Annotated in this window: 23 protein-coding genes and 1 tRNA gene; 8 read left to right on the top strand and 16 right to left on the bottom strand. The window is 52.5% G+C overall.

The features are described from left to right. Nucleotides 1–72: 72 nt before the first annotated feature. The 8 genes from recO to dnaE all read right to left on the bottom strand — a co-directional run bounded on the left by recO (nucleotide 73) and on the right by dnaE (nucleotide 10,401). A complete protein-coding gene (gene recO / locus ABNV41_RS01590) occupies nucleotides 73–864 on the bottom strand; it encodes a DNA repair protein RecO (RefSeq protein WP_349934876.1) in 792 nt (263 codons plus the stop codon). A gap of 15 nt (nucleotides 865–879) precedes the next feature. Next, complete coding sequence (tsf, locus tag ABNV41_RS01585; protein WP_050818334.1) at nucleotides 880–1,785, bottom strand: translation elongation factor Ts; 906 nt, start codon at nucleotides 1,783–1,785, stop codon at nucleotides 880–882. Between the two features lie 134 nt (nucleotides 1,786–1,919). After that, the gene (gene rpsB, locus ABNV41_RS01580; RefSeq protein WP_050818335.1) at nucleotides 1,920–2,726 is read right to left on the bottom strand and encodes a 30S ribosomal protein S2; all 807 of its coding nucleotides are present in this window, start codon (nucleotides 2,724–2,726) and stop codon (nucleotides 1,920–1,922) included. A 166-nt stretch (nucleotides 2,727–2,892) separates the two neighbouring features. After that, nucleotides 2,893–4,020, bottom strand: coding sequence for an aromatic ring-hydroxylating dioxygenase subunit alpha (locus tag ABNV41_RS01575; RefSeq protein WP_050818336.1), 1,128 nt, complete (start codon nucleotides 4,018–4,020; stop codon nucleotides 2,893–2,895). Nucleotides 4,021–4,329: 309 nt separating this feature from the next. Next, entirely contained in the window at nucleotides 4,330–4,725 is a 396-nt protein-coding gene (locus tag ABNV41_RS01570) for a hypothetical protein (RefSeq protein ID WP_050818337.1), read from the bottom strand. A 71-nt stretch (nucleotides 4,726–4,796) separates the two neighbouring features. Continuing rightward, nucleotides 4,797–5,597, bottom strand: a complete 801-nt coding sequence (locus ABNV41_RS01565; protein ID WP_349934875.1) for an aminotransferase class IV — start codon at nucleotides 5,595–5,597, stop codon at nucleotides 4,797–4,799. Then, nucleotides 5,594–6,979 (bottom strand): anthranilate synthase component I family protein, encoded by a 1,386-nt coding sequence (locus tag ABNV41_RS01560; protein WP_050818339.1) that lies wholly within the window; start codon nucleotides 6,977–6,979, stop codon nucleotides 5,594–5,596. Before ABNV41_RS01560 ends, ABNV41_RS01565 begins: the two co-directional genes overlap by 4 nt. Before the next feature lie 2 nt (nucleotides 6,980–6,981). After that, nucleotides 6,982–10,401, bottom strand: a complete 3,420-nt coding sequence (gene dnaE / locus ABNV41_RS01555; protein WP_050818340.1) for a DNA polymerase III subunit alpha — start codon at nucleotides 10,399–10,401, stop codon at nucleotides 6,982–6,984. Between the two features lie 205 nt (nucleotides 10,402–10,606). On the opposite strand from dnaE, the gene panC reads away from it, so the two are divergent. Continuing rightward, nucleotides 10,607–11,446 carry a pantoate--beta-alanine ligase gene (gene panC, locus ABNV41_RS01550; protein WP_050818342.1) on the top strand — a complete coding sequence of 280 codons (840 nt, stop codon included), beginning with the start codon at nucleotides 10,607–10,609 and terminating at the stop codon, nucleotides 11,444–11,446. Nucleotides 11,447–11,491: 45 nt separating this feature from the next. Next, a complete protein-coding gene (locus ABNV41_RS01545) occupies nucleotides 11,492–11,848 on the top strand; it encodes a RidA family protein (protein ID WP_050818343.1) in 357 nt (118 codons plus the stop codon). A 111-nt stretch (nucleotides 11,849–11,959) separates the two neighbouring features. Here the strand turns inward: ABNV41_RS01545 and ABNV41_RS01540 are convergent. Then, a tRNA-Asn gene (locus tag ABNV41_RS01540) sits at nucleotides 11,960–12,035 on the bottom strand. A 121-nt stretch (nucleotides 12,036–12,156) separates the two neighbouring features. Here ABNV41_RS01540 and ABNV41_RS01535 point away from each other — a divergent pair. Beyond that, entirely contained in the window at nucleotides 12,157–13,191 is a 1,035-nt protein-coding gene (locus tag ABNV41_RS01535) for an ABC transporter substrate-binding protein (RefSeq protein ID WP_050818344.1), read from the top strand. Nucleotides 13,192–13,242: 51 nt separating this feature from the next. Here ABNV41_RS01535 and ABNV41_RS01530 read toward each other — a convergent pair whose 3' ends face one another. Genes ABNV41_RS01530 through gluQRS form a run of 3 tightly spaced genes read right to left on the bottom strand, consistent with a single transcriptional unit; the run spans nucleotide 13,243 to nucleotide 16,730 of the window. Further along, nucleotides 13,243–14,448, bottom strand: coding sequence for a pyridoxal phosphate-dependent aminotransferase (locus ABNV41_RS01530; RefSeq protein ID WP_050818345.1), 1,206 nt, complete (start codon nucleotides 14,446–14,448; stop codon nucleotides 13,243–13,245). Nucleotides 14,449–14,451: 3 nt separating this feature from the next. After that, nucleotides 14,452–15,810 carry a pyridoxal phosphate-dependent aminotransferase gene (locus tag ABNV41_RS01525; protein ID WP_196332572.1) on the bottom strand — a complete coding sequence of 453 codons (1,359 nt, stop codon included), beginning with the start codon at nucleotides 15,808–15,810 and terminating at the stop codon, nucleotides 14,452–14,454. Nucleotides 15,811–15,818: 8 nt separating this feature from the next. Then, on the bottom strand, nucleotides 15,819–16,730 hold the full coding sequence (gluQRS, locus tag ABNV41_RS01520) for a tRNA glutamyl-Q(34) synthetase GluQRS (RefSeq protein WP_050818346.1): 912 nt from the start codon (nucleotides 16,728–16,730) through the stop codon (nucleotides 15,819–15,821). 192 nt (nucleotides 16,731–16,922) lie between these two features. On the opposite strand from gluQRS, the gene ABNV41_RS01515 reads away from it, so the two are divergent. Further along, nucleotides 16,923–17,486, top strand: a complete 564-nt coding sequence (locus ABNV41_RS01515) for an HNH endonuclease (RefSeq protein ID WP_050818347.1) — start codon at nucleotides 16,923–16,925, stop codon at nucleotides 17,484–17,486. Nucleotides 17,487–17,501: 15 nt separating this feature from the next. Here the strand turns inward: ABNV41_RS01515 and ABNV41_RS01510 are convergent, their stop codons facing one another. Continuing rightward, nucleotides 17,502–17,801 carry a hypothetical protein gene (locus ABNV41_RS01510; RefSeq protein WP_003623170.1) on the bottom strand — a complete coding sequence of 100 codons (300 nt, stop codon included), beginning with the start codon at nucleotides 17,799–17,801 and terminating at the stop codon, nucleotides 17,502–17,504. A 173-nt stretch (nucleotides 17,802–17,974) separates the two neighbouring features. Next, a complete protein-coding gene (locus tag ABNV41_RS01505; RefSeq protein WP_003623174.1) occupies nucleotides 17,975–18,187 on the bottom strand; it encodes a heavy-metal-associated domain-containing protein in 213 nt (70 codons plus the stop codon). Nucleotides 18,188–18,319: 132 nt separating this feature from the next. Here ABNV41_RS01505 and ABNV41_RS01500 point away from each other — a divergent pair, with 132 nt between their 5' ends. Beyond that, nucleotides 18,320–18,982, top strand: a complete 663-nt coding sequence (locus ABNV41_RS01500) for a hypothetical protein (protein ID WP_050818348.1) — start codon at nucleotides 18,320–18,322, stop codon at nucleotides 18,980–18,982. Nucleotides 18,983–19,003: 21 nt separating this feature from the next. Here the strand turns inward: ABNV41_RS01500 and hpnR are convergent, their stop codons facing one another. Beyond that, entirely contained in the window at nucleotides 19,004–20,563 is a 1,560-nt protein-coding gene (gene hpnR / locus ABNV41_RS01495) for a hopanoid C-3 methylase HpnR (RefSeq protein ID WP_050818349.1), read from the bottom strand. A gap of 263 nt (nucleotides 20,564–20,826) precedes the next feature. Beyond that, complete coding sequence (ndk, locus tag ABNV41_RS01490) at nucleotides 20,827–21,249, bottom strand: nucleoside-diphosphate kinase (RefSeq protein WP_035362113.1); 423 nt, start codon at nucleotides 21,247–21,249, stop codon at nucleotides 20,827–20,829. A 135-nt stretch (nucleotides 21,250–21,384) separates the two neighbouring features. Between ndk and abc-f the strand changes: the two genes are divergently transcribed. The 3 genes from abc-f to ABNV41_RS01475 all read left to right on the top strand — a co-directional run bounded on the left by abc-f (nucleotide 21,385) and on the right by ABNV41_RS01475 (nucleotide 25,333). Then, nucleotides 21,385–23,274 (top strand): ribosomal protection-like ABC-F family protein, encoded by a 1,890-nt coding sequence (gene abc-f, locus ABNV41_RS01485; RefSeq protein WP_050818350.1) that lies wholly within the window; start codon nucleotides 21,385–21,387, stop codon nucleotides 23,272–23,274. A gap of 184 nt (nucleotides 23,275–23,458) precedes the next feature. Beyond that, nucleotides 23,459–24,580, top strand: a complete 1,122-nt coding sequence (locus ABNV41_RS01480) for an AI-2E family transporter (protein ID WP_050818351.1) — start codon at nucleotides 23,459–23,461, stop codon at nucleotides 24,578–24,580. A 75-nt stretch (nucleotides 24,581–24,655) separates the two neighbouring features. Further along, entirely contained in the window at nucleotides 24,656–25,333 is a 678-nt protein-coding gene (locus ABNV41_RS01475; protein WP_050818352.1) for a response regulator transcription factor, read from the top strand. Nucleotides 25,334–25,400 lie beyond the last annotated feature (67 nt).

The raw sequence follows: 25,400 nt of genomic DNA, 5'->3' as shown, positions 1-25,400 counted from the left end.
TCCCTGGAAAGCTGTGCATGATCCATTAGAAACAAGACATACAGCCCTCGTATCGGTTGTGCCAGTCTTGCGCTACTCGGTTATTGGTGTTTGGTCTGCCAGAACACGCATTTCCAGCCTATCATACAGCCGTTGGCGTGCTGCAGGTAACGGTAAATGGCGTTGGCCAAAGGCATCCCGCGCCAGAAAGTGGCCTGTTAAGCGCAAACCTTCTAGCCAATCTGCCGCATTACCGGTTTGTTCTGTATCCCGCAAAAAAGATGGAAGCGGCAAGAGCCGATCTTTCCATTCTCCCGCACCTTCTTCGCTAACTGCGCGACCTGTGCGTGGTGAAACATAATGCAAATTTTCTGTGCTACCGGTAACGGCACAAGCTGATAGATCCAGCCCAAAGCCTAACGTTGCCAGTAATGCCATTTCCCACCGCACAACGTGAGGCATACCTTCACGTTCTGCAACAACAGGATCATACCCCAAAAAGGTAAGCAAACGCACTGTTTCTGCAAAAAGGAAGGGGCAAGGATCAGCTTCCGGTAGGGTTACATCTGTCAATACGCACACGGATTGCACCATGCCTAACGCTAACGGAGCATCCAGCAGCCGCGCGGCACAGGCGTAAAGTAATTCACCTGAAATTTGTAATGATGCAGCAGCACTGCGTTTATGCAGGCTTGTTTTAACAACATTGCCCGGCTGCCACAGGGCGCGGCCTGCTTTACTGGCTCCGCCATAGGCAATGCCCCTTAGGGGACCGTAATCTTCTGTAAGAACATGCACGCGTGCACTGGTTTCACCCTGCACACCCGCAAAAAGCACAAGGGCGGGAGCCTCCTTTTGATAGGAAGTCCCGCCCTTGTCCGTCATTCGGAAAGCCTGACCTTAGACGCCAGCAACCTTTGCAACTTCAGCTGCAAAGTCATCAGCTTCTTTTTCAATGCCTTCACCCAGCTGGAAGCGGTCAAAGCCAACCAGCTTAACGCCAGCTTTCTTCAGCACGTCTTTCACGCGGGTTTCGCCATCATGCACCCATACCTGTTCCAGAAGCACAACTTCTTCGTAGAACTTACGGATACGGCCTTCGACCATCTTTTCGATGATAGCTTCTGGCTTGCCGGAAGCGCGGGACTGTTCGATCAGCACTGCGCGTTCACGTTCAACTTCTGCCGGATCAAGGCTGGAAACATCCAGAGCGGAAGGACGTGTGGCAGCAACATGCATACCAACCTGACGGCCAAGCTGTTCGATAGCTTCATCAGCTGTCGGAGCTTCAACGGCAGCCAGAACACCAATCTTACCCAGACCGGGGCGCAGCGCACCATGCACATAGGTTGCCACAACGCCAGACGGCACAGTGAACACACGAGCCCGGCGCAGGGTCATGTTTTCACCAATGGTTGCAACCAGATGCGTCAGCTCATCAGCAACTGTGCGGCCGGTTTCAAGCGTGGCAGCCTTAATGGCTTCCAGATCTTCACCAACCTTCAGCGCAACTTTAGCAACGGATTCCACAAAGTTCTGGAAGGATTCGTTACGAGCCACAAAGTCGGTTTCGGCATTCACTTCAACCATCGCAGCCACTTTGTCTGCAGAAGCAACGCCTACCAGACCTTCAGCAGCAACACGGCCAGATTTTTTTGCCGCAGCAGCAAGGCCCTTGGTGCGCAGCCAATCAATAGCGGCTTCAATATCACCGTTGGCTTCGTTCAGTGCTTTTTTGCAGTCCATCATGCCTGCGCCGGTTTTTTCGCGCAGATCCTTGACCAGTGCAGCTGTAATTGCCGCCATAATTCCATACTCCTTGAAAAACCCGAACGCGCCCACTCAGGGGCGCGAACCGGAATATTCCATGGCCTGCCAATGCAGGCGTTCATGCAGGAAAAAACAGCCCGGCATGATAACCGGGCTGTTTGTGTATTCCGTTAGCTTGCAGCCGGTGCTGGAGCTTCTGCTGCAGGGGCAGCAGCTGCCGGAGCAGCTTCAAGAGCAGGCTCAACAGGCAGTTCTTCAGCAGCGCCGATATCCTGACCGGAAGCACCCAGTTCTGCGGAAATACCGTCCAGAACTGCGGAAGAAACCAGATCACAATACAGGCCGATAGCGCGGATGGCATCATCGTTACCCGGAATCGGGAAGGTTACGCCACGCGGATCGGAGTTGCTGTCCAGAATAGCCACAACCGGGATACCCAGCTTGTTGGCTTCTTCAATAGCCAGCTTTTCCTTGTTGGTGTCGATCACGAACAGGATGTCCGGCAGGCCACCCATTTCCTTGATCCCGCCCAAAGAGCGTTCCAGCTTGTCGCGCTGGCGGGTCATGTCCAGAATTTCTTTCTTGGTCAGACCTGCTGTTGCGCCGTCCAGCGTTTCTTCAATGCCACGCAGGCGCTTGATGGAGCCCTGAATGGTCTTCCAGTTTGTCAGCATACCGCCGAGCCAGCGGTGGTTGACGTAATACTGACCGCAGCGACGTGCAGCTTCTGCGATCGGATCCTGCGCAGCACGCTTGGTGCCAACAAACAGAACGCGGCCACCACCGGCAACAGTGTTGCGGATAGCCTGCAGAGCGCGATCAAGCAGGCCAACGGTCTGCTGCAGATCAATGATATGAACCTGGTTGCGCACACCGAACAGGTACGGCGCCATGCGCGGGTTCCAGCGACGGGTATGGTGACCAAAGTGAACACCAGCTTCCAGAAGCTGACGAAGGGTAAAATCAGGCATCGCCATAAGCGTATTCCTACCTTTCTGGTTATTCCTCCGCGAGGGGTTACCCTGCCAGACAGACAGAGCACCAGATGGTGTTTTCCTCGCGTGCGTTATGCTCCCGGCCTTGACCGAGCGCGGCTCTTATGGCCGTTTTTTTGCGCCCGGACAAGACAAAAAACACTCTTTATTAAGCTGCGTCTTCTGACTGGGAGGCTGTTTCCACCGGATGCGCGTATTTGTTAGGCACGCCGCTACGTGCCAGCAGAGCACGAAGTGACTTTACAACAGGGAACACTTCAACGTTGTGGTCCCCACCCAGTTCGCGCCATGCGTTCTGTTCCATTTCCACAATTTCACGATCTTCTTCAAAGATGCGGTGTGTGAAAATACCCAGTGCAGGCCATGCCAGATTGAGCAGGAAGTTCCATTTGGGTTTTTTAACGGAAAGCAGACCAAATGCCTGTGTAACCTGCTGCGTTTCGCCCAGCGGCACATAGGATGTCCACAGATCCATAATCAGATCACCATCCTTATCGTGGATCTGCAGAGTCTGATACGGATAGGTCGTGCGGATGGACACAACTTCTTCAACCGGCTGTTCGCGGCCTTCAAAATCATGGTGTTTGCCAAAAATCAGGGCTTCCGCAAGCGGCTGATTGCCACCTTTACGGGCAAAGCTGTAGCGTGCTTCCAGGAAGTCATCACCCTTGTCCTGCCCCAAAAAACGGGCCGTGATGGAACCCATCTGCCGCCGGTGCAGGAACTGATGGTTCATGTCCATCAGGTTTTCATGCATGAAGGTATAGTGGCATTTCAGGCGTGGGCTGAACATGCGGGTTTTGTATTCCGGGTTACCCACTTGCGCCACATCAGGCACGGGAACCTTATCTGCCAAAGCCGGATCACCGGGGAAGATAAAGATCAAGCCGCTTTTTTCACGGCAAGGGTAGGATTTAACCGGACGCCCCACCCCTTCTTTATTCAAATAAGGTACGGTCACGCACTTGCCAGCGCGATCAAATGCCCAACCGTGGTAGCAGCATTTTACGCAACCCTTATCATCCACCACCCCTTTGCTCAGCGGCACCTGCCGATGTGCGCAACGGTCTTCCAGCGCATACACAGGCCCATATTCAGGGCGAATAAGTGCAATGGGGTGCCCTGCATAGCGTGCGGCAAATGCTTTGCCGGGGCGCACTTTATGCGACCACGCCACAGGGTACCAGAAATTAGGATCACAATCGATCTGCCGAAGATCATAATGCGGCGTATTCGAACCGTCCGCCTGTTTGCCCTTGGCCTCTTCCACCAGCATGACGTCACCCTTTCAGAATCCAACAAGGCCGATGCAGCAGGAACAACATCACCTTTAAAACATGCCTATGCCCACGTGCTCCCCAGCGCCGAATTACGGAACCATCAGAGCAAACATGGGCGGGGATGACGCCTTCAAGATATTGAAGCTGCTTTTTGCTCAGCCCTGCCGCGCCATCACATGGGTGGGAAGGCTAGCCGATTTTACACGCTGCGCCCAGATGCAAACAGCCAACCAAGCTGTGCACTGGCCGCAACGGTCCTATCCTGCCAAGCTACATGCCCAACAGGATATCTGGTCTTCATTGCATTATTGTGGTGCGTGATTTTCCTGCAAATGCGTAGAAGACGGCTGATTGTTACCGGGGATTGTTTCACTTGGGCTTTCCATAACCCCATTTTTCTTGTCGTGCTGGCTATGGTGCGGATGGTATTCTTTAACCGGGTGGGCTGGGTGTTTTCCATCGTTCGAAGGCGGTTGCGTGCCTGGTTGCTCATCTACTGTGCGCGGATTGCTCCACAGCTTTTTAGATGGATCAACATGCTCACCATTTGGCCCTACCGCTGCCTTTGATGGAGGCTGCCCCTGTTGGGAGGCTGCACCCTGTGCTGTAGGTGGCGTGCCACTATTATCTTGAGCCATAGCCAATGCCGGCATCACGCTTAAAGACGCACCAAGCAGCATGGAAGTGAAAATTTTCTGCATGGGACACTCCTTTGGAATAAAATGATGTATCCCGTTTTCCAACGCCAACAATTTGGAAGAGTTGCAAAATTTTATTTTTCCAGAATATCCCTTATTTTTCGGTAAGATTCTGGATGATATGCAATTTGCTTTCCATCCAAATGCGTCACAACACGCAAGGAAAGGCTGTTGGTTAAATAAACACCCTGCGCTTTTACAATATCTGTGTAAGTGACCACGCGCTCCTGCACCACTCCTGCATCCAGCAACAGCCTGCGCGCAATCCCCGGCAAAACACCTTCTGCAACAGGAGGCGTTATGAGCCCTTCTTGTGTTTGCACAACAACATTACTGATTGTACTTTCTGCTATATGCCCCTGCATATTCAGCAAAAAAGCATCATCACACCCTTTACGGTCGGCTTCCTGCCTTGCCACAACTCCAGGCAAATAACTTAACGACTTAATGCGAGAAAGTGGCGAGCGCTCATCCCGTCGCACCAGAGTGCTCACACACATACGCACAGACTGCTCTCTAAAATTGCCCGCAGTTCCTGTTATAAAAACCGTTGGTTTGCAGTGTTCTGGCGGCAACAAACCGCGTGGCGCTACCCCTCGTGTGACAGTCAACCGAATAGAACCATTCTCAAACCCTGCTTGTGCCAAAAACTCTTGCACAGCCTGCAAAGCATCGTCTTGTGTAGGCACAGGCATATCCAAAACCCGCGCACCATCACAAAGACGCTGATAATGCCATATAAAATGCAAAACCGTTTTGTTTTTAACCCGCAGAGTTTCGAATAACCCGTCTCCTAATGTTACGCCCCGATCCAGAGGGCTGATAGTGGCTTGTTCAGCGGGGTATATTTTTCCGTTTAACCAAACAACACTCATTCCTGCCCCCAGAACTTCTGAAACGGCGCAAATTTCAGACGCATTTCTTCATATTCTTTTTCTGGATCAGACAGAATGGTTACACCACCGCCAACACCAATGCTCAGGCAATTTTTAAAGCGTTCCAAACTACGGATAATCACAGAGCTATCCATACTGCCATCTGCCCCAATACAAAACACCGTGCCACAATATGCACCACGAGTTGAGGCTTCCAACTCATCTATAATCTGCATCGCCCGATATTTTGGGGCCCCCGTTACAGACCCCGGCGGCAGGGTTACTTTTAAAAGATCAAAAACATCTTTGTTAGGCAGCAACTTTCCGCGAACCTCTGATACCAGATGATGCACGTGCGGAAACTGCTCCACCTCCAACAGGTCTGGCACACACACGCTGCCTATTTGCGCCATGCGGCCAATATCATGCCGCATAAGATCAACTATCATCAGGTTTTCGGCGCGTTCTTTTTCATCATGTAGAAGCGTTTTACGCCAAAAAGCATCTTCTTCCGGCGTTTGCCCACGTGGTGCCGTGCCCTTGATAGGCCGCGATGATACACAACCATTCGCGTCCACTTTCAAAAACCTTTCTGGAGAGGCAGAAAGTAACGCAAAATCTGGCCCGCATGACAAATACGCAGCAAAAGGTGCGGCTATTTGTTGCCGCAATGCACGATACACCTCAACACTTGGCAGAGATTCATCTATTTCCGTTGTATGCCGACACGTTATATTCGCCTGAAAAATATCTCCTGCTGCAATATAGTCCCGCGTTTGTGCAATGCTCTGACAATAAGCATGATGGCTTTGATCTGCCACAAACTGCGTGGTTGTACGTATCTTACATAGCGCAGCATGCTCAGGAAGCTTATTCCACTCACTTATCGACTGCGCTACATGTGCAGAATCTGCAAAGAATTTTGACGTTCCTGCAAGAAACACGCATTTTTCAAAGCGATCCCAAATAAAAGCATGATCGTACACACCCGCTGCCAATAAGGGCGTATTTTGATCTTTATGCCGAGATAAAACGCCCTCTAGCATCATTCCCGTTTGATAACTGGCAAAGCCAACAAGACCACCCCAGAATGGAATATCTTGTAGGCGCGCTCCATTCACTTCTTCTTTTAATTCATTATGAAAAACACGTAGGGTTTCAAAAACATGACCAGCTGAAACAAAAGGTTGTTTTGTACCGTCCACTTCTATTTCATAAGGCCAAGCCACCACTGTATGGCATGGCCTATGGCAAAAAATCTGCCATCGGCTCCGATTGTCTATCTTTCCGCCACTATCCAGAAAAGCACACCACGGCTGATTGCCCCATACCGATAAAACGGCATCAGGGTTCTTCCATTGCAATTCCCTTATCTGAACCAATGTCAGACCTGTTCCACCCGTGAAACACCAGAAAGCGTGCGCAGCCTTTGCCCCAACACGGGCGTAACCTTATAGCGTCCGCGCAACCGCACTTCTACATCACAACTATCTGCAACACCTGGCAGCAGAACAATCCGTCCTGCTCCGCCCTTTTGTGGTTCTAGAATAGCTTGTAAATCTGGCAAGGCATCTGGCTTTTCCAACCAAACACGCATTTCGCTTTGCCCTTGCGCCGCAGCTGCTTCCAAATCCACAATATCTGTCGCGGTAAGGCGCAGGGCTTCCCCTTCCAGCTTTAAATCAGCTGTTACGAGAATAGCCGTGCCCGCCACCAGAATATCGCGCACACGCGTCAGCACTTCCGAAAAAACGGTTACTTCGCAGCCGCCTGATGCATCGGAAAGGCGCACCCATGCCATTTTGTTACCCGTGCGTGTGGGACGCTCCTTTTTATCCACTACACAGCCAGCAATTTTAACACGCCCGCCGCCAAGCTCCGCCGCAGTTAACAACTGCGATGTACGTGTAACCCCCAGACGACGCAGTACCGAACCATATGCATCCAGCGGGTGGGCTGTCATATGGAAGCCAATAGCTTCGGCTTCCATCGCCAGACGCTCAAACTCTGGCCAATCATGGCCTTCCACTAAACGCAAAGGCTCAACTTCACCCGGCCCGCCAAACAACCCAATTTGGCCAGAAGCAGCCTCCTGCGCCTGGCTATGCGCCCGCCGCAAGATAACATCTGCGGACCTGAAAACGCGTGCCCGGTTTTTATCAATACATTCAAACGCACCAGCTTTTGCCAGATTTTCCAACTGCATCCGGTTGATGTGCTTCGGGTCAATACGGATTGCAAAATCCGCCAGATTTTTAAAGGGTTTTTCTCCCCTTGCATCTACCAGCGCTTCCATTGCGCCATAGCCAACCTTTTTAATGGCAGCCAGCGCATAACGGATGGCATATGTGCCATCTGGTTGTTTTTCTACCGAGAAATCAGCTTCTGATTTATTGATATTCGGCGGTAGAACAGCAATGTGCATGCGCTCTGCTTCCTGCCGCAAAGCAGCAAGTTTTTCTGTACGCTCCCGCGCCAGAGACATACAGGCTGCCAAAAAGGCTACCGGGTGGTTAGCCTTCATCCATGCTGTTTGGTAGGAGACAAAAGCGTAAGCTGCAGCATGGGATTTATTAAAACCATAATCTGCAAACTTGGCCATGAGGTCAAACACCTCAACGGCTTTATCACGGTCAATCCCGCGTTTGGTTGCGCCTTCTGTAAAGATTTCGCGCTGGTGATCCATTTCTGAACGGATCTTTTTACCCATGGCTCGGCGTAGCAAATCTGCGCCACCCAGACTGTAGCCAGCCATTTTCTGGGCAATCTGCATCACCTGTTCCTGATAGACCATGATGCCATAGGTCTCTTCAAGAATATCACGGATTTCCTCGTGCGGGGGCTCCCAAGCCTCACCGTGTTTTCTGCGGCAGTAATCGGGAATGTTGGCCATTGGGCCGGGGCGATACAGCGCCACAGCAGCAATAAGATCTTCTATTCGGGTGGGCCGCATCTGTTTGAGAACATCGCGCATGCCCGCGCCTTCAAACTGGAACACGCCGGCGGTATCACCCCGCCCCAGCATTTCATACGTTTTGGGGTCATCCAACGGTATGTGGCTGATATCCACATCCTTCCCCATTCGGCGGATAAAATCGACACCCCGTTTGAGAATGGTAAGTGTTGTTAAGCCAAGAAAGTCGAACTTAACGAGGCCCGCCTGCTCAACAAACTTCATGTTATACTGGGTAACCAGCGTATCACTTTTGGGGTCTCGGTACAGCGGCACAAGCTGCACAAGCGGCCTATCCCCAATAACCACACCCGCCGCATGCGTACTGGCATGACGGAAAAGCCCTTCTAGCTGCTGGGCAATTTCCAGCAACCTGCGCAGGGCCTCATCATTATCACGCATTTCCTGCAGCTTAGGCTCGCCTGCAATAGCTTCCTTCAGAGTAACCGGCTTAGCGGGGTTGTTGGGAATAAGCTCTGCCACACGGTTAACCATACCGTATGGCAGGCCCAGCACGCGCCCAACATCGCGCACAGCAGCACGCGCTTGCAGCTTACCGAAGGTAATAATCTGCGCAACGCGATCTGCCCCATATTCACGCCGCACATAGGCAATTACTTCGTCTCGCCGATCCTGACAGAAATCGATATCAAAGTCAGGCATGGAAACGCGTTCTGGGTTTAGAAAACGTTCGAACAGCAGATTGAACGGAATAGGGTCAATATCCGTAATGGTAAGCGCCCACGCGGCCAAGGACCCCGCACCAGAACCACGGCCCGGCCCAACCGGAATGCCATGCGCCTTCGCCCACTGAATAAAGTCCGCCACGATCATGAAGTAACCGGGGAACCCCATCTTGGAGATAATATCCAGCTCGAAACGCAAACGTTCCTTGTATTTTTCTACGGTTTCGGCATCCAGCTTCATACTGGACATGCGGCGTTCCAACCCTTCCCACGCCATGGCGCGCAGGGTTTCATCTTCTGTCGCGCCTTCTCTTACCTTGGGGCAAACAGGCAGAAGTGGTTTGCGGGTTTCCACTTTAATGGCGCACCGGCGCGCAATTTCCAATGTGTTGTCACACGCATCTGGCAGATCGGCAAAAAGTGCGCGCATCATTTCCGGCGGCTTGAACCAATGTTCCGGCGTAACGCGGAAGCGATCTTTTTCTGCCATGGTGCGCCCTTGGGCAATGCACAACAGAGCATCCTGCGCTTCGTACATTTCTGGCGTAGGAAAAAAGCATTCATTGGTGGCCACCAAAGGCAGCCCGAACCGATCTGCCAATGTCAGCACGCCCGGTTCCACGGCTTTTTCAATAGCCAGACCATGCCGGTGCAGTTCTACAATCAGCCTGTCACCAAATGCCTCATGCACACGGGACAGCCATTTTTCAGCGTCTTCCGTTTGCCCTTCCGCCAGCATCTGGAACAGTGGCCCACGTGTGCCACCGGTTAGCAGCAGCAGCCCCTCTGCTTTTTCACACAGCAGGTCTAGCGAGACAAAAGGATCTGCCGGATCTGAATTCTGAAACCCGGCTGAAGAAAGAAACTGGAGATTGGCCAACCCTGCCTCGTTCTGCGCCAGAAGCACGACAGGTTCAGCTGGGGATCCGGGTTTGTCATTACGCGCAGGCAGGCCAATCTGGCTGCCAATAATGGGCTGGATACCGCTTTTTGTACAATACTGAGAAAATTCCAACGCCCCGAACAAATTACCTGAATCAGCAATGCCCACGGCAGGCATATGCATTTCCTTCGCCAGCCCCACAATATCGGGCACACGAATGGCCCCTTGGCTGAGCGAATAGGCAGAATGAACACGAAGGTGGACGAAATCAGCGTAAGACATGCGCCTTTATAGCACAGACTTTGGTCTTTTCACTCTGCCTAAAAGCTCTGTTTTGGCGTGCCTGGATATGCATAAAAGAGACCCTCCCCAGAAGGCTTTCTGGTCAGTTCTGGCAGTAAGACAGTTTCAACGATACATTGCAGCCCAACAAAGCTTGGCGCTGTGTTCCGGCTTGCAAAATTACTGACCGTTCAGGACTTCCATTATGCAGATTATAAAAACCAAAGCAGAACTGGCAGCTTTAAGTTCCAGTTGGCAGAAAGAGGGTCAAACTATTGGATTTGTGCCAACTATGGGTGCACTTCATGCTGGCCATCTTTCACTCATCAACGCGCTGGATGGCAAGGCCGCTCGTCGGATTGTATCCATTTTTGTAAACCCCATTCAATTCAATAACACCAGTGATTTCCAGCATTACCCACGTGGGCTGGAAGACGATGCCTCCTTGTTACGCAAGACTGGCAAAGTGGATGTGCTTTATGCGCCGGATGAAAGCCAGATGTACCCACCCGGCTTTGCAACCCGCATAAGTGTTTCCGGGCTGGACAACATGCTGTGTGGAGGAGACAGACCCGGCCATTTTGATGGCGTTGCCACAGTGGTCACCAAGCTGTTTTTACAAACACGCGCCAATATCGCGGCTTTTGGTGAAAAAGACTACCAGCAGCTCTGCCTCATCAAACGCATGGTGCAAGATCTGGATTTACCAGTGGATATACTGCCCGTGCCGACCTTGCGGGAAACAGACGGGCTGGCGCTTTCATCCCGCAACCGCAGGCTTACTCCAGAACAACGCCAACAGGCCGCTCTTCTACCCCAAGCCCTGGCAGCATGCCTTGCAGCCATGAAGAATGGTACAAGCGTAGAAAGCAGCTTAGACACATGCCGTGAGACATTGAAGAAAGCAGGCTTTTACGTCCATTATCTAGAACTCCGCCATGCGGAAAATCTGGCACCCGCCCCTATTGCAGGCAAAGATACGCGCCTGTTTGTGGCTGCCAGCCTAGGGAGCATTCGGCTTATTGATAATATGCCGTTTGCCTAACACTTTCCGCAAGACTCTATTCACAACAGCAAAGAGCCCAAAATCATGAGCATTAAACGTCTTGCCCCCGAAGAACGTCTGACAGGCGCCGTTGTTCATAATGGCCTTGTTTATCTAGCCGGCCAGATTGCCGACGATTCCTCGTTGGATGCTGAAGGCCAAATGGCTGATATTCTACGGCAAGTAGATGCCTTATTGGCTGAAGCAGGCACAGATAAAGGCCATCTTATTTCTGTTCAGATCTTTTTGGCTGACATGAATGATATGGCTGGCATGAACCGTGCATGGGATGCGTGGCTAGACAGAAACAACAAACCAGCCCGCGCAACGGTAGAAGCCAAACTGGCTGACCCCACATGGAAGGTGGAATTAACCGGTATTGCCGCATTGCCTCAGCCGTAATTGTGTTTAGGTGGGCAGTTGTTTTAACAGCTGCTCACGACACAAGCTTACACGCAAAACAAATGCTCTAAGGCATTGCTGCATTTTATAAATTTTAGAAGGAAATAAGGCTGGCTCCCGAAGTAGGACTCGAACCTACGACCCAGCGATTAACAGTCGCTTGCTCTACCAACTGAGCTATTCGGGACCAGCGAGGGAGCATATAGCTAACCTAAATCGCGCCGTAAACCCCCTTTTTTATTTTTTTTCATATTCCCTCCATCACTCATCAAGCGACAGACACAGCAAGACATAGTAAACCTACAGAAATGAGCGCCCAAGGTCCTTCCCAAACACGTCGTAACCTCCTGCTTGCTGGCATGGGTGGTATTGCCGCCATTGGTGGAGGAACCTTTCTGGCAAGGCGTGGCAAACATCATCCACACAAACAGCCAGATGGCACTTATCGGCAGATCAAAATAGGTTGGCCCAATTCTGGATCGGCACCTGTATTGGCTGTCGCCGCGCAAAAAGGTTTTTTTGCGCATTATAGCCTGGATGTAGATTTACCCTTTGCCACCATTAATGGAGAAGACACCATTAATGCACTGGCCAGAGGTGACATTCCCTACGCCGTAGCCCCTGCCCTTACGTGGCTCAGGCACCTTTATGCAGGGCTTAATGCGCAATTGCTGATTGGTGTGCAGCCCGGCAACTTCCGCCTGCTCGTGCGCCGCAGTAGCCATATTACACGGCTGGACCAGCTTATGGGCCACACTGTAGCCGTTATGGACCAGAACGCGGCAGATAAGCTGTTTTTTGCCATCATGATGCGTCGGAAGGGATTGGACGCCATGAACCGCATCAACTGGCTGGACTTGCCGCTCCCGCAAATTGATGATGCCGCGCGCAACCAAAGAATTGATGCTGTTGTCGCGCATGATTATCAGGCTTGGTGGCTGCTCCAATCATTCCCTGATCTGTTTATTGAACTGGCCGGCAGCAACACAGGCCATTATGCCGAGCGCACAAGCATGGTGCTTGGTGCCTCCAGCTCTGTGCTACAGGATGACCCGGATGCAGCCATTGCCCTTGTGCTGGCCCTGCGTGATGCCGCCCGATGGACAGACATCCACCGCGATGATGCCGCAACCCTGATTGCCCCGGATGTTTCGGATCTTTCTGCTGCCAGCATACGCGCAATGCTGCACAGCGAACCAGCTATCCGGCCTGTTATTGGCAAATCATTACGCGATCAACTGGCGCAGTATTGTGATGAACTGCAACTGGTAGGGCTGCTACCGGAAACGGAAGACAGCACGGCACTTGCTCACCATTATGCCCGCAACGTTTTAAAAGAATAATAAAAACGCAGGACTTATTCTCAAATAAGCCTGCGTTTTTACTTAAAAGCCTTACTGCAAGCCTTCTACAAACTGAGCAATACGCTGGCAGGCCTCTTGCAGTGTTTCATCTGCCGTTGCGCAAGACAGGCGCAAATAAGGTGAATGCCCAAAGGCGCTTCCCGGCACGGTGGCTACAAAAGCCTCTTCCAGCAAGGCCAGTGCAAAGTCATGGTCTGTTTCCAGCCGTTTGCCTGCTGCTGTCGTGCGGCCAAGGCACCCAGCAACACCCGGATACGCATAAAACGCACCATCTGGCATAGCACAGGTAAAGCCCGGAATAGCGCGCAAGGCTTCCACCACCATCCGGCGGCGGCGGCCATATGTTGCCACCATTTCCTGCACCAGATCTGCCGGGCCATCCAAGGCAGCTGCAGCTGCTGCCTGCGCTATGGAACATACGCCAGACGTGGCATTGCCCTGAACACCCCGCATGGTGGCAATAAGATCTGCCGGACCACCTGCAAAACCAACGCGCCAGCCTGTCATGGCATACGCTTTGGAAACACCGTTGAGGGTAATGGTGCGGTCTTTTAGATCAGGCGCAACCGCCGCGATGGATGCTGATTTTGCACCATCAAACACCAGGTGTTCGTAAATCTCATCTGAAAGTATCCAGATATCTGGATACTGCCGTAGCACTTCCGCAATAGCGCGCAGATCATCCGCTGAGCACACACCACCTGTTGGGTTATTGGGGAAGTTCAGCACCACCCAACGCGTGCGGGGTGTTAGCACTTTTGCCAGTTCATCTGCCTTCAGGCGAAAGCCGTCTTCCTCCCGGCAGGAAACATAAACAGGTGTGCCACCAAACATACGGGCAATAAGCGGATAGCTCACCCAGTAAGGTGTGGGCACCACCACTTCATCACCCGCATTCAGCGTGGCCATGAACGCATTAAAAATAACCTGCTTGCCACCGTTGGAGACCATAATCTCCTCCGGCTTGTAATCCAGCCCGTTTTCACGCGTGAACTTGCGGGCAATGGCCGCCTTAAGTGCAGGCGTGCCATCTACGGGTGGATATTTGGTCTGCCCGGCCAAGGCTGCCTGATGGGCAGCCTCCACCACGGCAGGCGGCGTGGCAAAATCCGGCTCCCCCAACGCAAGGGAGATAACGGGCTTGCCCTCCGCCTTAAGAGCGCGTGCACGGCGTGCCATTTCAATAGTGGCAGGCGCAGGCAAACCTTTTAGTCTGTTCGCAAAAGACCGCGCCATATTTTACAGCAGCCCTTTGCAAAAACGTTGAATACGCGTGCAGGCTTCGCGCAGGCTATCTGTATCCGTTGCATAGGAAATACGGATATGGCCGGGGAACATGAAGGCCGAACCATGCACGGCAGCAACGCCTTCTTCTTCCAGAAGGGCTGTTACAAAATCTTCATCCGTTTCCAGCTTTTTGCCGCCCGGAGATGTTTTGCCCAAACATTTTTCCACCGACGGGAACACATAGAATGCACCTTGTGGCATATCGCATTCCATCCCTTCGGCTTCATTCAGCATGGAAACAACCATGTCACGCCGCCCCTGATAGGTGGCAACCATTTCCTGAATAAAGTCCTGCGGGCCGGTAAGTGCTTCCACAGCCGCAGCCTGCGCGATGGAGCAGGTGTTGGAAGTGGACTGTCCCTGCAGTTTGTTCATGGCTTTTGTCAGTTCCACCGGAGCGCCGGAAAAACCAATACGCCAGCCTGTCATGGCATACGCCTTGGAAACGCCATTCATGGTAACGGTGCGGCTACGCAGCAGCGGCTCCACTTCCACAAAGGTGGCGGGGCGGAAGCCATCGTAAACCAGCTTGGCGTAGATATCGTCTGTAAAGATCCACACATGCGGGTGGCGGAGCAGAACATCACACAGCGGGCGCAGATCTTCGGCTGAATAGGCAACACCTGTTGGGTTACAGGGGGAGTTCAGGAAAAACCATTTTGTGCGTGGTGTAATAGCGGCTTCCAGCTGTTCTGCCGTAATCCGAAAACCATTTTCACGTTTGCAGGGCACAATAACAGGTGTGCCTTCTGCCAGCGTGACAATATCGGGGTAAGAAACCCAGCAAGGTGCCGGAATAATGGCCTCATCACCCGGGTTAAGGGTGGACATCATGGCATTGTAGATAATCTGCTTGCCGCCAGTGGAAACAATAACTTCCTCTGGCGTGTAATCCAGACCACTATCAAGCTTAAAGCGCTCTGCTACAGCCTTACGCAGTTCTGGCATGCCAGCAACATCAGTATAACGGGTCTGGCCGTTTTCAATTGCCTTGGCCGCTGCGCGGGAGATGTTTTCGGGCGTGCGAAAATCTGGCTCACCGGCAGAAAGGCTGATGATATTCCGGCCTTCGGCTTTGAGTGCGCGGGCCCGTGTCGAAATGACAATCGTCTGGCTCGGGCTGATCCTGTTCATGCGGTCAGCAACAATGCTCATGGTTCTCTTACTTTCCGACACTATGTTTTTCATGCCAATAACCAGGACATCACCCATGCCCCAGAAACAGACATTTGGTTCTGGGGCGGCACAGTAATCCTGTTCGGCCTCTGGCGGAACCGGAGATTTCTCATACGCCGCGTTTTTTGTACGCAATTCAGGGTTTATCTCTCAAAAATATGAGGGAAACCTGCTTTGCACCGCACATCTTCCGCCGAAAGGCCAGCTTCACGCATAGCGCGCACAGCTAATGCTCCATCCCGCTTGGCCAATCTGCGCCCTTCTGCGTTACACAATAGAGGGTGAAAACTATATGCCGGCACGTTCCACCCCATAAGTGTTTGCAATACTCGATGCATATCTGTTGCTGGCCGTAAATCTTCCCCTCGCGTTACCAGCGTAACACCTTGGGCAGCATCATCATGCGTCACGCAGAGATGGTAGGATGCGGGAATATCCTTGCGCGCAAGAACCACATCACCAAACAATTCAGGATAACACACAACTGTTCCGCGCTCTTGATCCTGATACGTTAATGGTGCGCCTTGTGTGTGCTGATGCACCCATTGCAAGGCTTTACCCATATCCAGCCGCAGCACGTGGGGCAGCCCTTGGCTGATACGCTTCTGCCGTTCCTGATCTGAAAGGTGGCGGCACGTTCCGGGGTAACACAAACTACCATCTGGAGCCGTATGAGGTGCCGAGAATATGGCAGCACTTTCACGCATGATATCAGACCGCGTGCAAAAACAGGGATACAACATTCCCATTGCATTCAATGTTGCCAACGTAGCCTGATACGCTGGCATATTGGCTGATTGCCTTAAAACGGCCCGCCCAGAGTGCAACCCCAACCATTCCAGATCTTCCAGAATGGCGGGAATAAATGCAGGTTTGCAGCGCTGGATATCAATGTCCTCCAGCCGCACAAACCATTCTCCATCCGGCTGCGCCTTTTGCCAGCCATACAAAGCCGAGGCCACATGCCCCAGATGCAGAAAGCCCGTGGGGCTAGGTGCAAAGCGTGTGACCCATCCTGCAGGGTTTGTTTGACTATTATGTAATAAATTGTTCATGTTTTTCGTGAAACTATTACTAAAATCTAAAAAGAGGCACCAAACAGACAGCCGTTTTGTTGCCTCCCTCCAGAACCTCTGCAATACTGCATGCAGTAATTACCTCGACGACGCACCTTTTGCAGGCAATCGGCTCCGAGTTTTACGATCGCAGAAAGATGCGCCCTCGAAGATAAGCCGAGGAGACAAGTCTTGCCTGACGGTAGTACCCTCAACTTTCCTGCGTTGGTTCTCAATGCAGATTTCCGGCCTCTCTCCTACTACCCTCTTTCCCTATGGGCATGGCAGGATGCCATTAAAGCTGTGTGGCTGGATCGGGTTTCTGTGCTGAGTGAATACGATACCGAAGTTCATTCTCCGCACCATACTATCCGCCTCCCCAGTGTGATTGCCTTAAAAGATTATATTCCAGCAGCACGTAAGCCAGCCTTCACCCGCTTTAATGTTTTTCTGCGTGATAACTTTTCCTGCCAGTATTGTGGTGAACGCCACCCTACGCAGGAACTCACGTTTGATCACGTTATCCCACGTTGCAAAGGTGGCAAAACAAGCTGGGAAAATATTGTAACCGCATGCGGTTGCTGCAATCTGCGCAAAGGTTCGCACCTTCCGCATGTTATTGGCATGTTGCCGCGGCATCGGCCAGAACGCCCCTCATCCTGGCAGTTGCAGGAAAACGGGCGTGCCTTTCCGCCTAACTACCTGCATGAGAGCTGGCGCGATTATCTGTATTGGGACACTGAACTGGAAAACTGATCAGGCAGCCGCTTTTCAGCGCGTATAGCTGTAGCCGTATTCATCTGCCAGTTTCTGAAGATCCGGGGCATCTTTCAGGTTCAGCGGAATCGGCTTTGCGTTTTTCTCACCAAACATAAAGCCGTGGTTGGTCATACGCTGGCATGTATTGGCAGCAAGCGGAAAGCTAAGATACATCGGCCCGGCCATTTGCTTGCGCAGGCAGGTAATATCCGTATCAACCAATGGCAGACGCCCAACCTCGGAAGAGCAGCCACCCAGCAGGGCTAGGCCTACCGCTACAAACCCAAGGCGTAATGTATTTTTCATCTGCATAACGGATCAGCCACCTTGCTTCAGCATATCTTGCAGCGGCTGCTGGCCGCGCTGATGTGTCATTCGGAAATATGCATACTGCCAGTTTCTACCTACCTCAGCTAGACAGGGAACATCACGCCCCCTGTCTGCCAGCCGCATGGCAGAACCGGCTTTAATACCAAGATCCGCTTTTAGCTTACTTCGTAGCCTGCGCCACGGATTGCGTTCTGCAGGGAAGAAACGCCAGCCCGAGTTGGATCATACGTTACTTTCACTTCACGCGTTGCCAGATTAACATCTGTGGCTTCTACACCATCAATAGCAGCAAGGGCGCGCTTGATAGCAGACACACAGCCATCGCACGACATACCATCCACCATAAAGCTTGCTGTGGTTTGGGTCATTTATCTGTACCTTTCTTAAATAACATATTTACGCCGCATCATACGTTGCGCGCCTTATAGCGCAGCTCTGGCCCAGACGGAATAAGCATATAGGCAGTCTGCCATCCTGCATTCTCATGCTATATTGCGTGCATGAGCAGCCTTTCCGCACCTTCTGGCCCCAGCAAAATGCACAACACCTCAACTCAGTGGCGGGATACGCCGCTCCACCGCCTGATGCTGGCAACACTTATAGAAAAACTGGAAAACAGACTGCTTGCCAACCCCAGCGCCACACGTGTGCTGGAACAGTGGATAAATACTTACAATCTGGCGCCGGATAACAACTTACATGCCCACCGCCAAACAGAAGGCAGTACGCCCTGCCCGCCATTCCTGCTGAAAACGCTATTGGGCGCTTCTGATACGCAAACAGAGGATGTGCATTACAGGAAAGTACAGCTTACCGCACATGGGAAGGTTTTTTCAGAAGCCGAAAACTGGTACGTTCCGGCAAGATTATCCCCGGAAATGGCTACACAGCTGAACACAACAGATAAGCCCTTTGGGCTTGTTGTGGCGGCCCTTAACTTTTCCCGCCAACTCATCAAACGGGAAAGCTTGTGGTTCCCTCTTCCTGAACACTGGGAGCGGAATGGAATACCTGCAGGTTCTGACCGACCTATTGACCTGCCGCCCTATCTCTTCCGCCATATGGCGGTGTTGCGCACGCAAACAGGGCAAGCCTTTTGTGTGGTGATTGAAACCTACACCACAGAAACCCTAAGGTTTCCGCCGCCAGCCTTGCCAGCATAGACGGAAACCTTAGTTTATTTTTTACGCTTCGGCGTCAGCCTCTGCGCATTCACCCATACGGGTTGTATCTACAAATTTTTCAGTCGCATCATCCAGCGCGCGGGTTTTACGCCCACCGGGACCATGCACATACAGGTCTTTCTTGTTCAGCTTGGTCACGGCATCAGGCTGCACAGGCATCAGATACCGTGCAGGACGCTGATGATCGGCCAGCTGAAGTTTGGGGTTGAAGACCGAATTGAACTTCCAGAGCATTTTTACAAAGTTGGTCTGGCCATTGCGTAGCAGACGCGCCGCAATACCTGCGGTGTCTTTCAGCGCTTCCCAACCCATGTGCTTGGTGTTGAGCACCTGCTGGGTTTTTACCAGCTCTTCGTAAAACTCTGGCAGCGGCAACGTGGTGGGCAGCACGGCGTGCTGAATATCGAACAGACGATAATCCCGCGTTGTCAGGCGGCGTGCTTCCTTGTGCCAGATTTCTGTGCCCGGATACGGCGTGGTGACAGAAATGTTCACGATATCCGGGATTTCCAGACACCACTGGCGCACCGTTTCAAAGCGCTTCCGATCCCATGAAGGATCAGCAATGATGTTAATGGCAACAATCAGACCCAGAGAACGTGCATATTCCAGCGCTTCAAAGTTTTTATCCAGAGAAACACGTTTACGGAACTGCTTCAGGCCTTCTTCATCCACAGCTTCCATGCCGATGAAGATATAGGAAAGCCCAATTTCACTCCAGACCTTAAACACTTCCTTGTTGCGCAGCAGCACGTCTGCACGCGTTTCAAGGTAGTATTCCTTTTTAATGCCGCGCTTCTTGATTTCGTTGGCAATGGCCATGCCGTGCTCTTCATGCACGAAGGCCACGTCATCCACGATAAAGATGCCGGGTTCCTTAATTTCCTCCAGCTCATCCGCAATCACCTGCGGGCTGGCTGTGCGGTAGGAACGGCCATAGAATGTCCAAGCAGAACAGAATGTACAATCCCACGGGCAGCCACGTGCAAATTCGATAGAGGCTGCCGGGTCCAGCGTGCCAATAAAGTATTTGTTGCGGTGGCGCAGAAGATCACGCGCCGGGCGCACCTGATCCAGAGATTCTACAAAAATAGGTGGCGGACCTTCACCATCCTTGGTGATAACGCCGGGCACTTCCAAGATATCTTTGCCATTCTGCACGGCATCCAGCAGCAGCCCAACCGTGGCGTCGCCTTCACCTTTCAGAATGCAGTTGATGGTACCTTCAGAAAGTTCCAGCACATCCTTTGCAATAAAGGATACGGAATGCCCGCCTACAAACTGGAAGATATTGGGGTTGCGGTAGCGGGTTTCGCGGCACAGATCCAGAATTTCTGGCACGTTTGCCAGATAGTTGCCGGAGTAACACACCACATCGGGCTGAAACTCATCCAGCATTTTCCAGTAATCTTCATGCGTTTCAGCCTGAAGATCCAAAAGCTGTACATCATGCCCCGCACTGCGGGCCGCACCAGCCACCAGCTCCAGGCCAAGAGGCTCCAGACGGAGAAAGACCCGCGTGTACATCAGGGCGCTGGGGTGAACCGCCAGAACTTTCATGTCATTCCTTTTCGCTCGCAAAGCCAACAGCGCGCGGAGGCTTCCTCAACACGCAGCCGGAAAAATTCTTTGGATGCTTACATATTAGAGGAATGCTTATAGAGCAAATGTTAGGCGTGACCCCATCTTTGCAGCCACACCTCCCATGCAAAAGGTGCTTACCTCTTGCATACTGCGCCCAATAGGCCGGCCGCAGCAATATATATTTATATAGCTCTGGCTGGCAGCCTAGGCACCAGCCAGAGTAAATCCGAAAAAGCGGATCAGGGCAGGATTTCGGTTTCCGCAAAGAAGAAGCGGATTTCGTTCGCTGCGTTTTCTGCGCTGTCAGAACCGTGCACGGAGTTTGCTTCAATGCTTTCAGCAAACTGAGCGCGGATGGTGTTGGGTTCAGCCTTTTTGGGGTCTGTTGCGCCCATCACTTCACGGTTTTTGGCAACTGCATTGTCACCTTCCAGAACCTGCACCACAACCGGGCCGGAGATCATGAAGGACACCAGATCGTTATAGAACGGGCGTTCTTTGTGCACTTCGTAAAATGCGCCAGCCTGAGCCGGAGAGAGCTGAATGCGCTTCTGGGCAACAATGCGCAGACCTGCATCTTCAAACACGGCATTGATCTTGCCGGTCAGGTTGCGACGGGTTGCGTCTGGCTTGATAATGGATAGCGTACGTTCTTTAGCCATTGGGTTTCTCCTGTTTTCTGGCATACCAGCACCATAAGGGTGGCAGCCGTAGCGCACCATCTAGAGCATATCGGCGCGGGCTGGTAGGTACCATGCCGGATGTAATGCACGATTCATAAAGAAACGAGAGTTGCGTTGAGCCTTCTTGTCATATCCGATCTTACCCTGCGTATGGCAGGCCGCACCCTTCTGGACCAGGCTAACCTGTCTATAGAGCCCGGGCGCAAGGTAGGCCTTATCGGGCGCAATGGGGCCGGAAAATCCACCCTATTGGCCGCAATTGCGGGCGATATTTCCCCAGATGGTGGTGAAATTCGCCTATCCGCCCGCGCCCGCATGGCACGCGTAAAGCAGGAAGCCCCGGCAGATGGCGCATCGCTTCTGGATACCGTGCTGGCCGGTGATACCGAACGCAGCACCCTTCTGGCAGAAGCCGAAACAGCAACCGACCCCGTACGTATTACGGAAATACATGAGCGTCTGCGTGCCATACGTGCAGATAGCGCACCAGCACGCGCGGCCTCTGTTCTCGCTGGGTTAGGGTTTAATGCGGCCGCTCAGGCTCGCCCTGTTTCAGACTTTTCCGGCGGTTGGCGCATGCGTGTTTCCCTCGCTACCGCCCTGTTTCTTGAACCAGATTTGCTGCTGCTGGATGAGCCCACCAACCATTTGGACTTAGAAGCCACCCTTTGGCTGGAAGATTGGCTACGTCGATTCGCTGGAGCTGCGCTGATTGTCAGCCATGACAGGGGGCTGCTGGATTCCTGCGTGGATGCCATTGCGCATCTGGACCACGGCAAGCTCAGCCTAACACCGGGTGGATACGAAAATTTTGTGCGCATCCGTACAGAGCAAGCCTTACAGCAGGCCCGGCAGGTTGAAAAAATTGCGGCCCAGCGGGCGCATATGCAGTCCTTTGTGGATAGATTTCGAGCCAAGGCTACCAAAGCCAAGCAGGCACAGGCCCGCCTGAAAGCTTTGGAAAAACTGCCCGTTATCGAATCCGTAGTGGAAGAAACGCCTGCGCACTTTTCATTCCCCGAACCTGAGCAGCTTCCCCCTCCCATTCTGACCATGAACCGTGCCAGCGTGGGGTATGACGGCAAACCTGTGCTCAGCAATCTTTCCCTCCGGCTGGATATGGATGATCGCATTGCCCTGCTTGGCGCCAACGGCAACGGTAAATCCACCTTTGCCAAGCTTCTTGCTGGCAGGCTAGAACCACTATCTGGCACGGTAGAGCGGAACCCTCGGCTTAAAATTGGGTATTTTGCCCAGCATCAAGCAGAAGAACTACGCCTGAACGAAACACCTATAGACCACATGGCGCGCGCCCTACCCAAAGCCACGCCTCCGGTTGTGCGTGCCCAGTTGGCACGCTTTGGGCTGGATGCAGAACGCGCTGAAACAGCGGTAAAAGACCTTTCGGGCGGAGAAAAAGCACGCCTGCTGCTGGCTTTGGCAACGCGAGATGCCCCACAACTTCTGCTGTTGGACGAACCCACCAACCATCTGGACCTTGATGCCCGCGATGCGCTTATTCGTGCACTGGCAGATTATGAAGGTGCTGTGGTTCTGATCAGCCATGATCCACATCTGGTTGAGCTTGTGGCGGATCGGCTATGGTTGGTAGGCGATGGCAAGATCACCCCATTTGAAGGTGATATGGCGGAATACCGCGCGTGGTTGATTGAACACAACCGCGCAGCAAACCGCCCCAAACAGGATACTGCGGCCCAGCCCAGCCGCAAGGATGACAGGCGTGAGCGCGCAGAAGCCCGCAAGGCCCTAGCCCCTTTACGCAAGGTTATCAAAGACGCCGAAGCACGCCTTGACAAACTGGCGCAGGAACAGCAGAAAATTGAAGCCAGCCTGGCTGACCCCGCTTTGTATAGCGAAGGAAAAACGCAGGACCTCACGCGCCTGAACACACGCCTTGCTGCCCTTAAAAAAGAACAGGAAGAAGTGGAAGAACGCTGGCTGGCCGCCGAAGCTGAAATGGAAGAAGCCGCCAACGAGGCCTGACCTCCAAATTGGCGTGAGGCATTTTTGCCAATGCGCCAGTTTTTTGTGTCTGACTTTTCAGAATTTTCTTCTCAGATCATGAGACACATGGATAAGAATACATCTCAAACGCAGTAGCACTGCCTCTTTGTCTTACCCTTCCAAACATTCCAGCCTCAAACAGCATTCCGAAAGACATTTGCGCATGCCTTCAGATACCCCTTCTCCTGCCACTCCCCTTGCTGGCGGGCCGTATGAAGGCAAGCCGCATTCGGCAGATTGGCTACAATCCATTTCCAGAATCCTGCGCATGACCTTCAGCGGCGCTGTTATTGCGCTGGTTGTTTGGTTGATGGGCGATGTGCTGATGGTGGTGTTTGCATCAGTGCTTTGTGCTGTCGTGCTGCATGGGTTGTCTAAAATTCTGGTGCGCCACCTTCGGCTGCCATATGGGTGGGCGCTTAGTGCTGTTATCTGCGGATTAATTGGAAGTGCTGTCTTTTTGGTCTGGAACAGCGGGCCAGCCATGATCAGTGAAGCCCTGCGCCTGCAAGATGCCTTGCGCCAGCAGGAAACGGCACTGCGCAGCACCCTGCAAAGCACGCCCACGGGCCAAATGATCCTGAACTATCTCCCTGCCTCTTTAGGTGGCCATCAAGCTGGTGGGGGAGATACCAGCAGCCTTGCTTCTCTTGGTTCCCGCATTGCCGGGTCCATGACAGGCATTCTGGGGTCTGCTTTTGGGGCTATTGGCACATTGCTGGTTGTGCTGATTGCCGGGTTGTATTTTGCAATGTCTCCGGCTGTTTACGCCAATGGCTTTTTGCGGTTGGTGCCTGTTTCCAAACGCCCCAAAGTGCGTGATCTCCTGCTTAGAGCCGGGCAGACTCTTTGGGCATGGGTTGCCGGGCAATCTTTAGACATGCTGGTGGTTGGCACGCTTTCTGGCCTTGGCCTGTGGTTTATTGGCGTGCCTTTGGCGCTGGCGCTGGGTGTGCTTGCCGGGCTGTGTAATTTTATCCCGTATATTGGCGCCATTATGGGAGCTGTTCCTGCGTTACTGCTGGCCCTTTCTCTGGGCACGCGGGAAACCATTATGGTGGCTGTGCTTTATAGCGTGATCCAGTTTTTAGAAGGTAATGTGCTGGCCCCGGTTATTCAGCGCCACGCCGTGCAAATGCCCCCTGCCCTTACAGTGCTATCACAGACCCTCTTTGGCGCCATCTTGGGGTTTCCGGGCCTGATTTTTGCCTCTCCGCTTACGGCTGTGTTGATGGCAACGCTGGATGGCCTCACCCCCAAGTTGGACGAAAAAGATCAGATTTGAACGCGGGCAGTGACATGATTGTATAATTATCGTAAGGTTTTGGTAATACGCTCTGGATAATGTAAGGTCTGGATCATGCGCGTTCTTCTTGTTGAAGACGATCAAACAGTTCGCAATTTTGTTGCCAAAGGCCTTGCAGAAGCCGGACACCTGGTTGAGCAGGCTGAAGATGGCAAAAACGGCTTATCTCTGGCTGCTAGCGAAAAGTTTGATGTCATTATTTTAGATCGCATGCTGCCGGGTGGTGTAGAGGGCCTTCACATCCTGCAAACATTGCGAAATCAAAACAACACAACCCCCGTACTGCTTCTTTCCGCTTTAGTAGATGTAGATGAAAAAGTGGCCGGCCTGAAAGCCGGTGGGGATGATTATGTTACAAAGCCTTTTTCCTTTTCCGAGCTTCAGGCCCGTCTGGAAGCACTGGTCCGCCGCAACAGAAACGAGGCCCAACCCCAGACACGCCTTACAATTGGGGATCTGGAAATAGATCTGCTCTCGCGCAATGTAAGGCGCGCTGGACAGAAAATTGACTTGCAACCGCGTGAATTCCGCCTCTTGGAATTTTTGATGCGTCATGCCGGTCAGGTTGTTACGCGTACTATGCTGCTGGAAGGAGTGTGGGATTACCATTTTGACCCCCAGACAAACGTGATCGACGTACATATTTCGCGTCTGCGCCAGAAAATAGATAAACCCTTTCAGCGCGCCCTTGTGCATACCATCCGCAATGCTGGGTATATGCTGCAAGAATGAATTAAGTGGCACCAAAGGATTAAAGGGAGAAATCCTTTTACCACGGTTTGATTGGATCAGCCGGAAC

The sequence above is a fragment of the Acetobacter sp. A11-2 genome, from assembly GCF_040208445.1.
In the GTDB taxonomy this organism is placed as follows: domain Bacteria; phylum Pseudomonadota; class Alphaproteobacteria; order Acetobacterales; family Acetobacteraceae; genus Acetobacter; species Acetobacter oryzoeni.
Note: the sequence above shows the minus strand (reverse complement) of the source record. Positions and strands in the feature narration are given on the sequence as shown.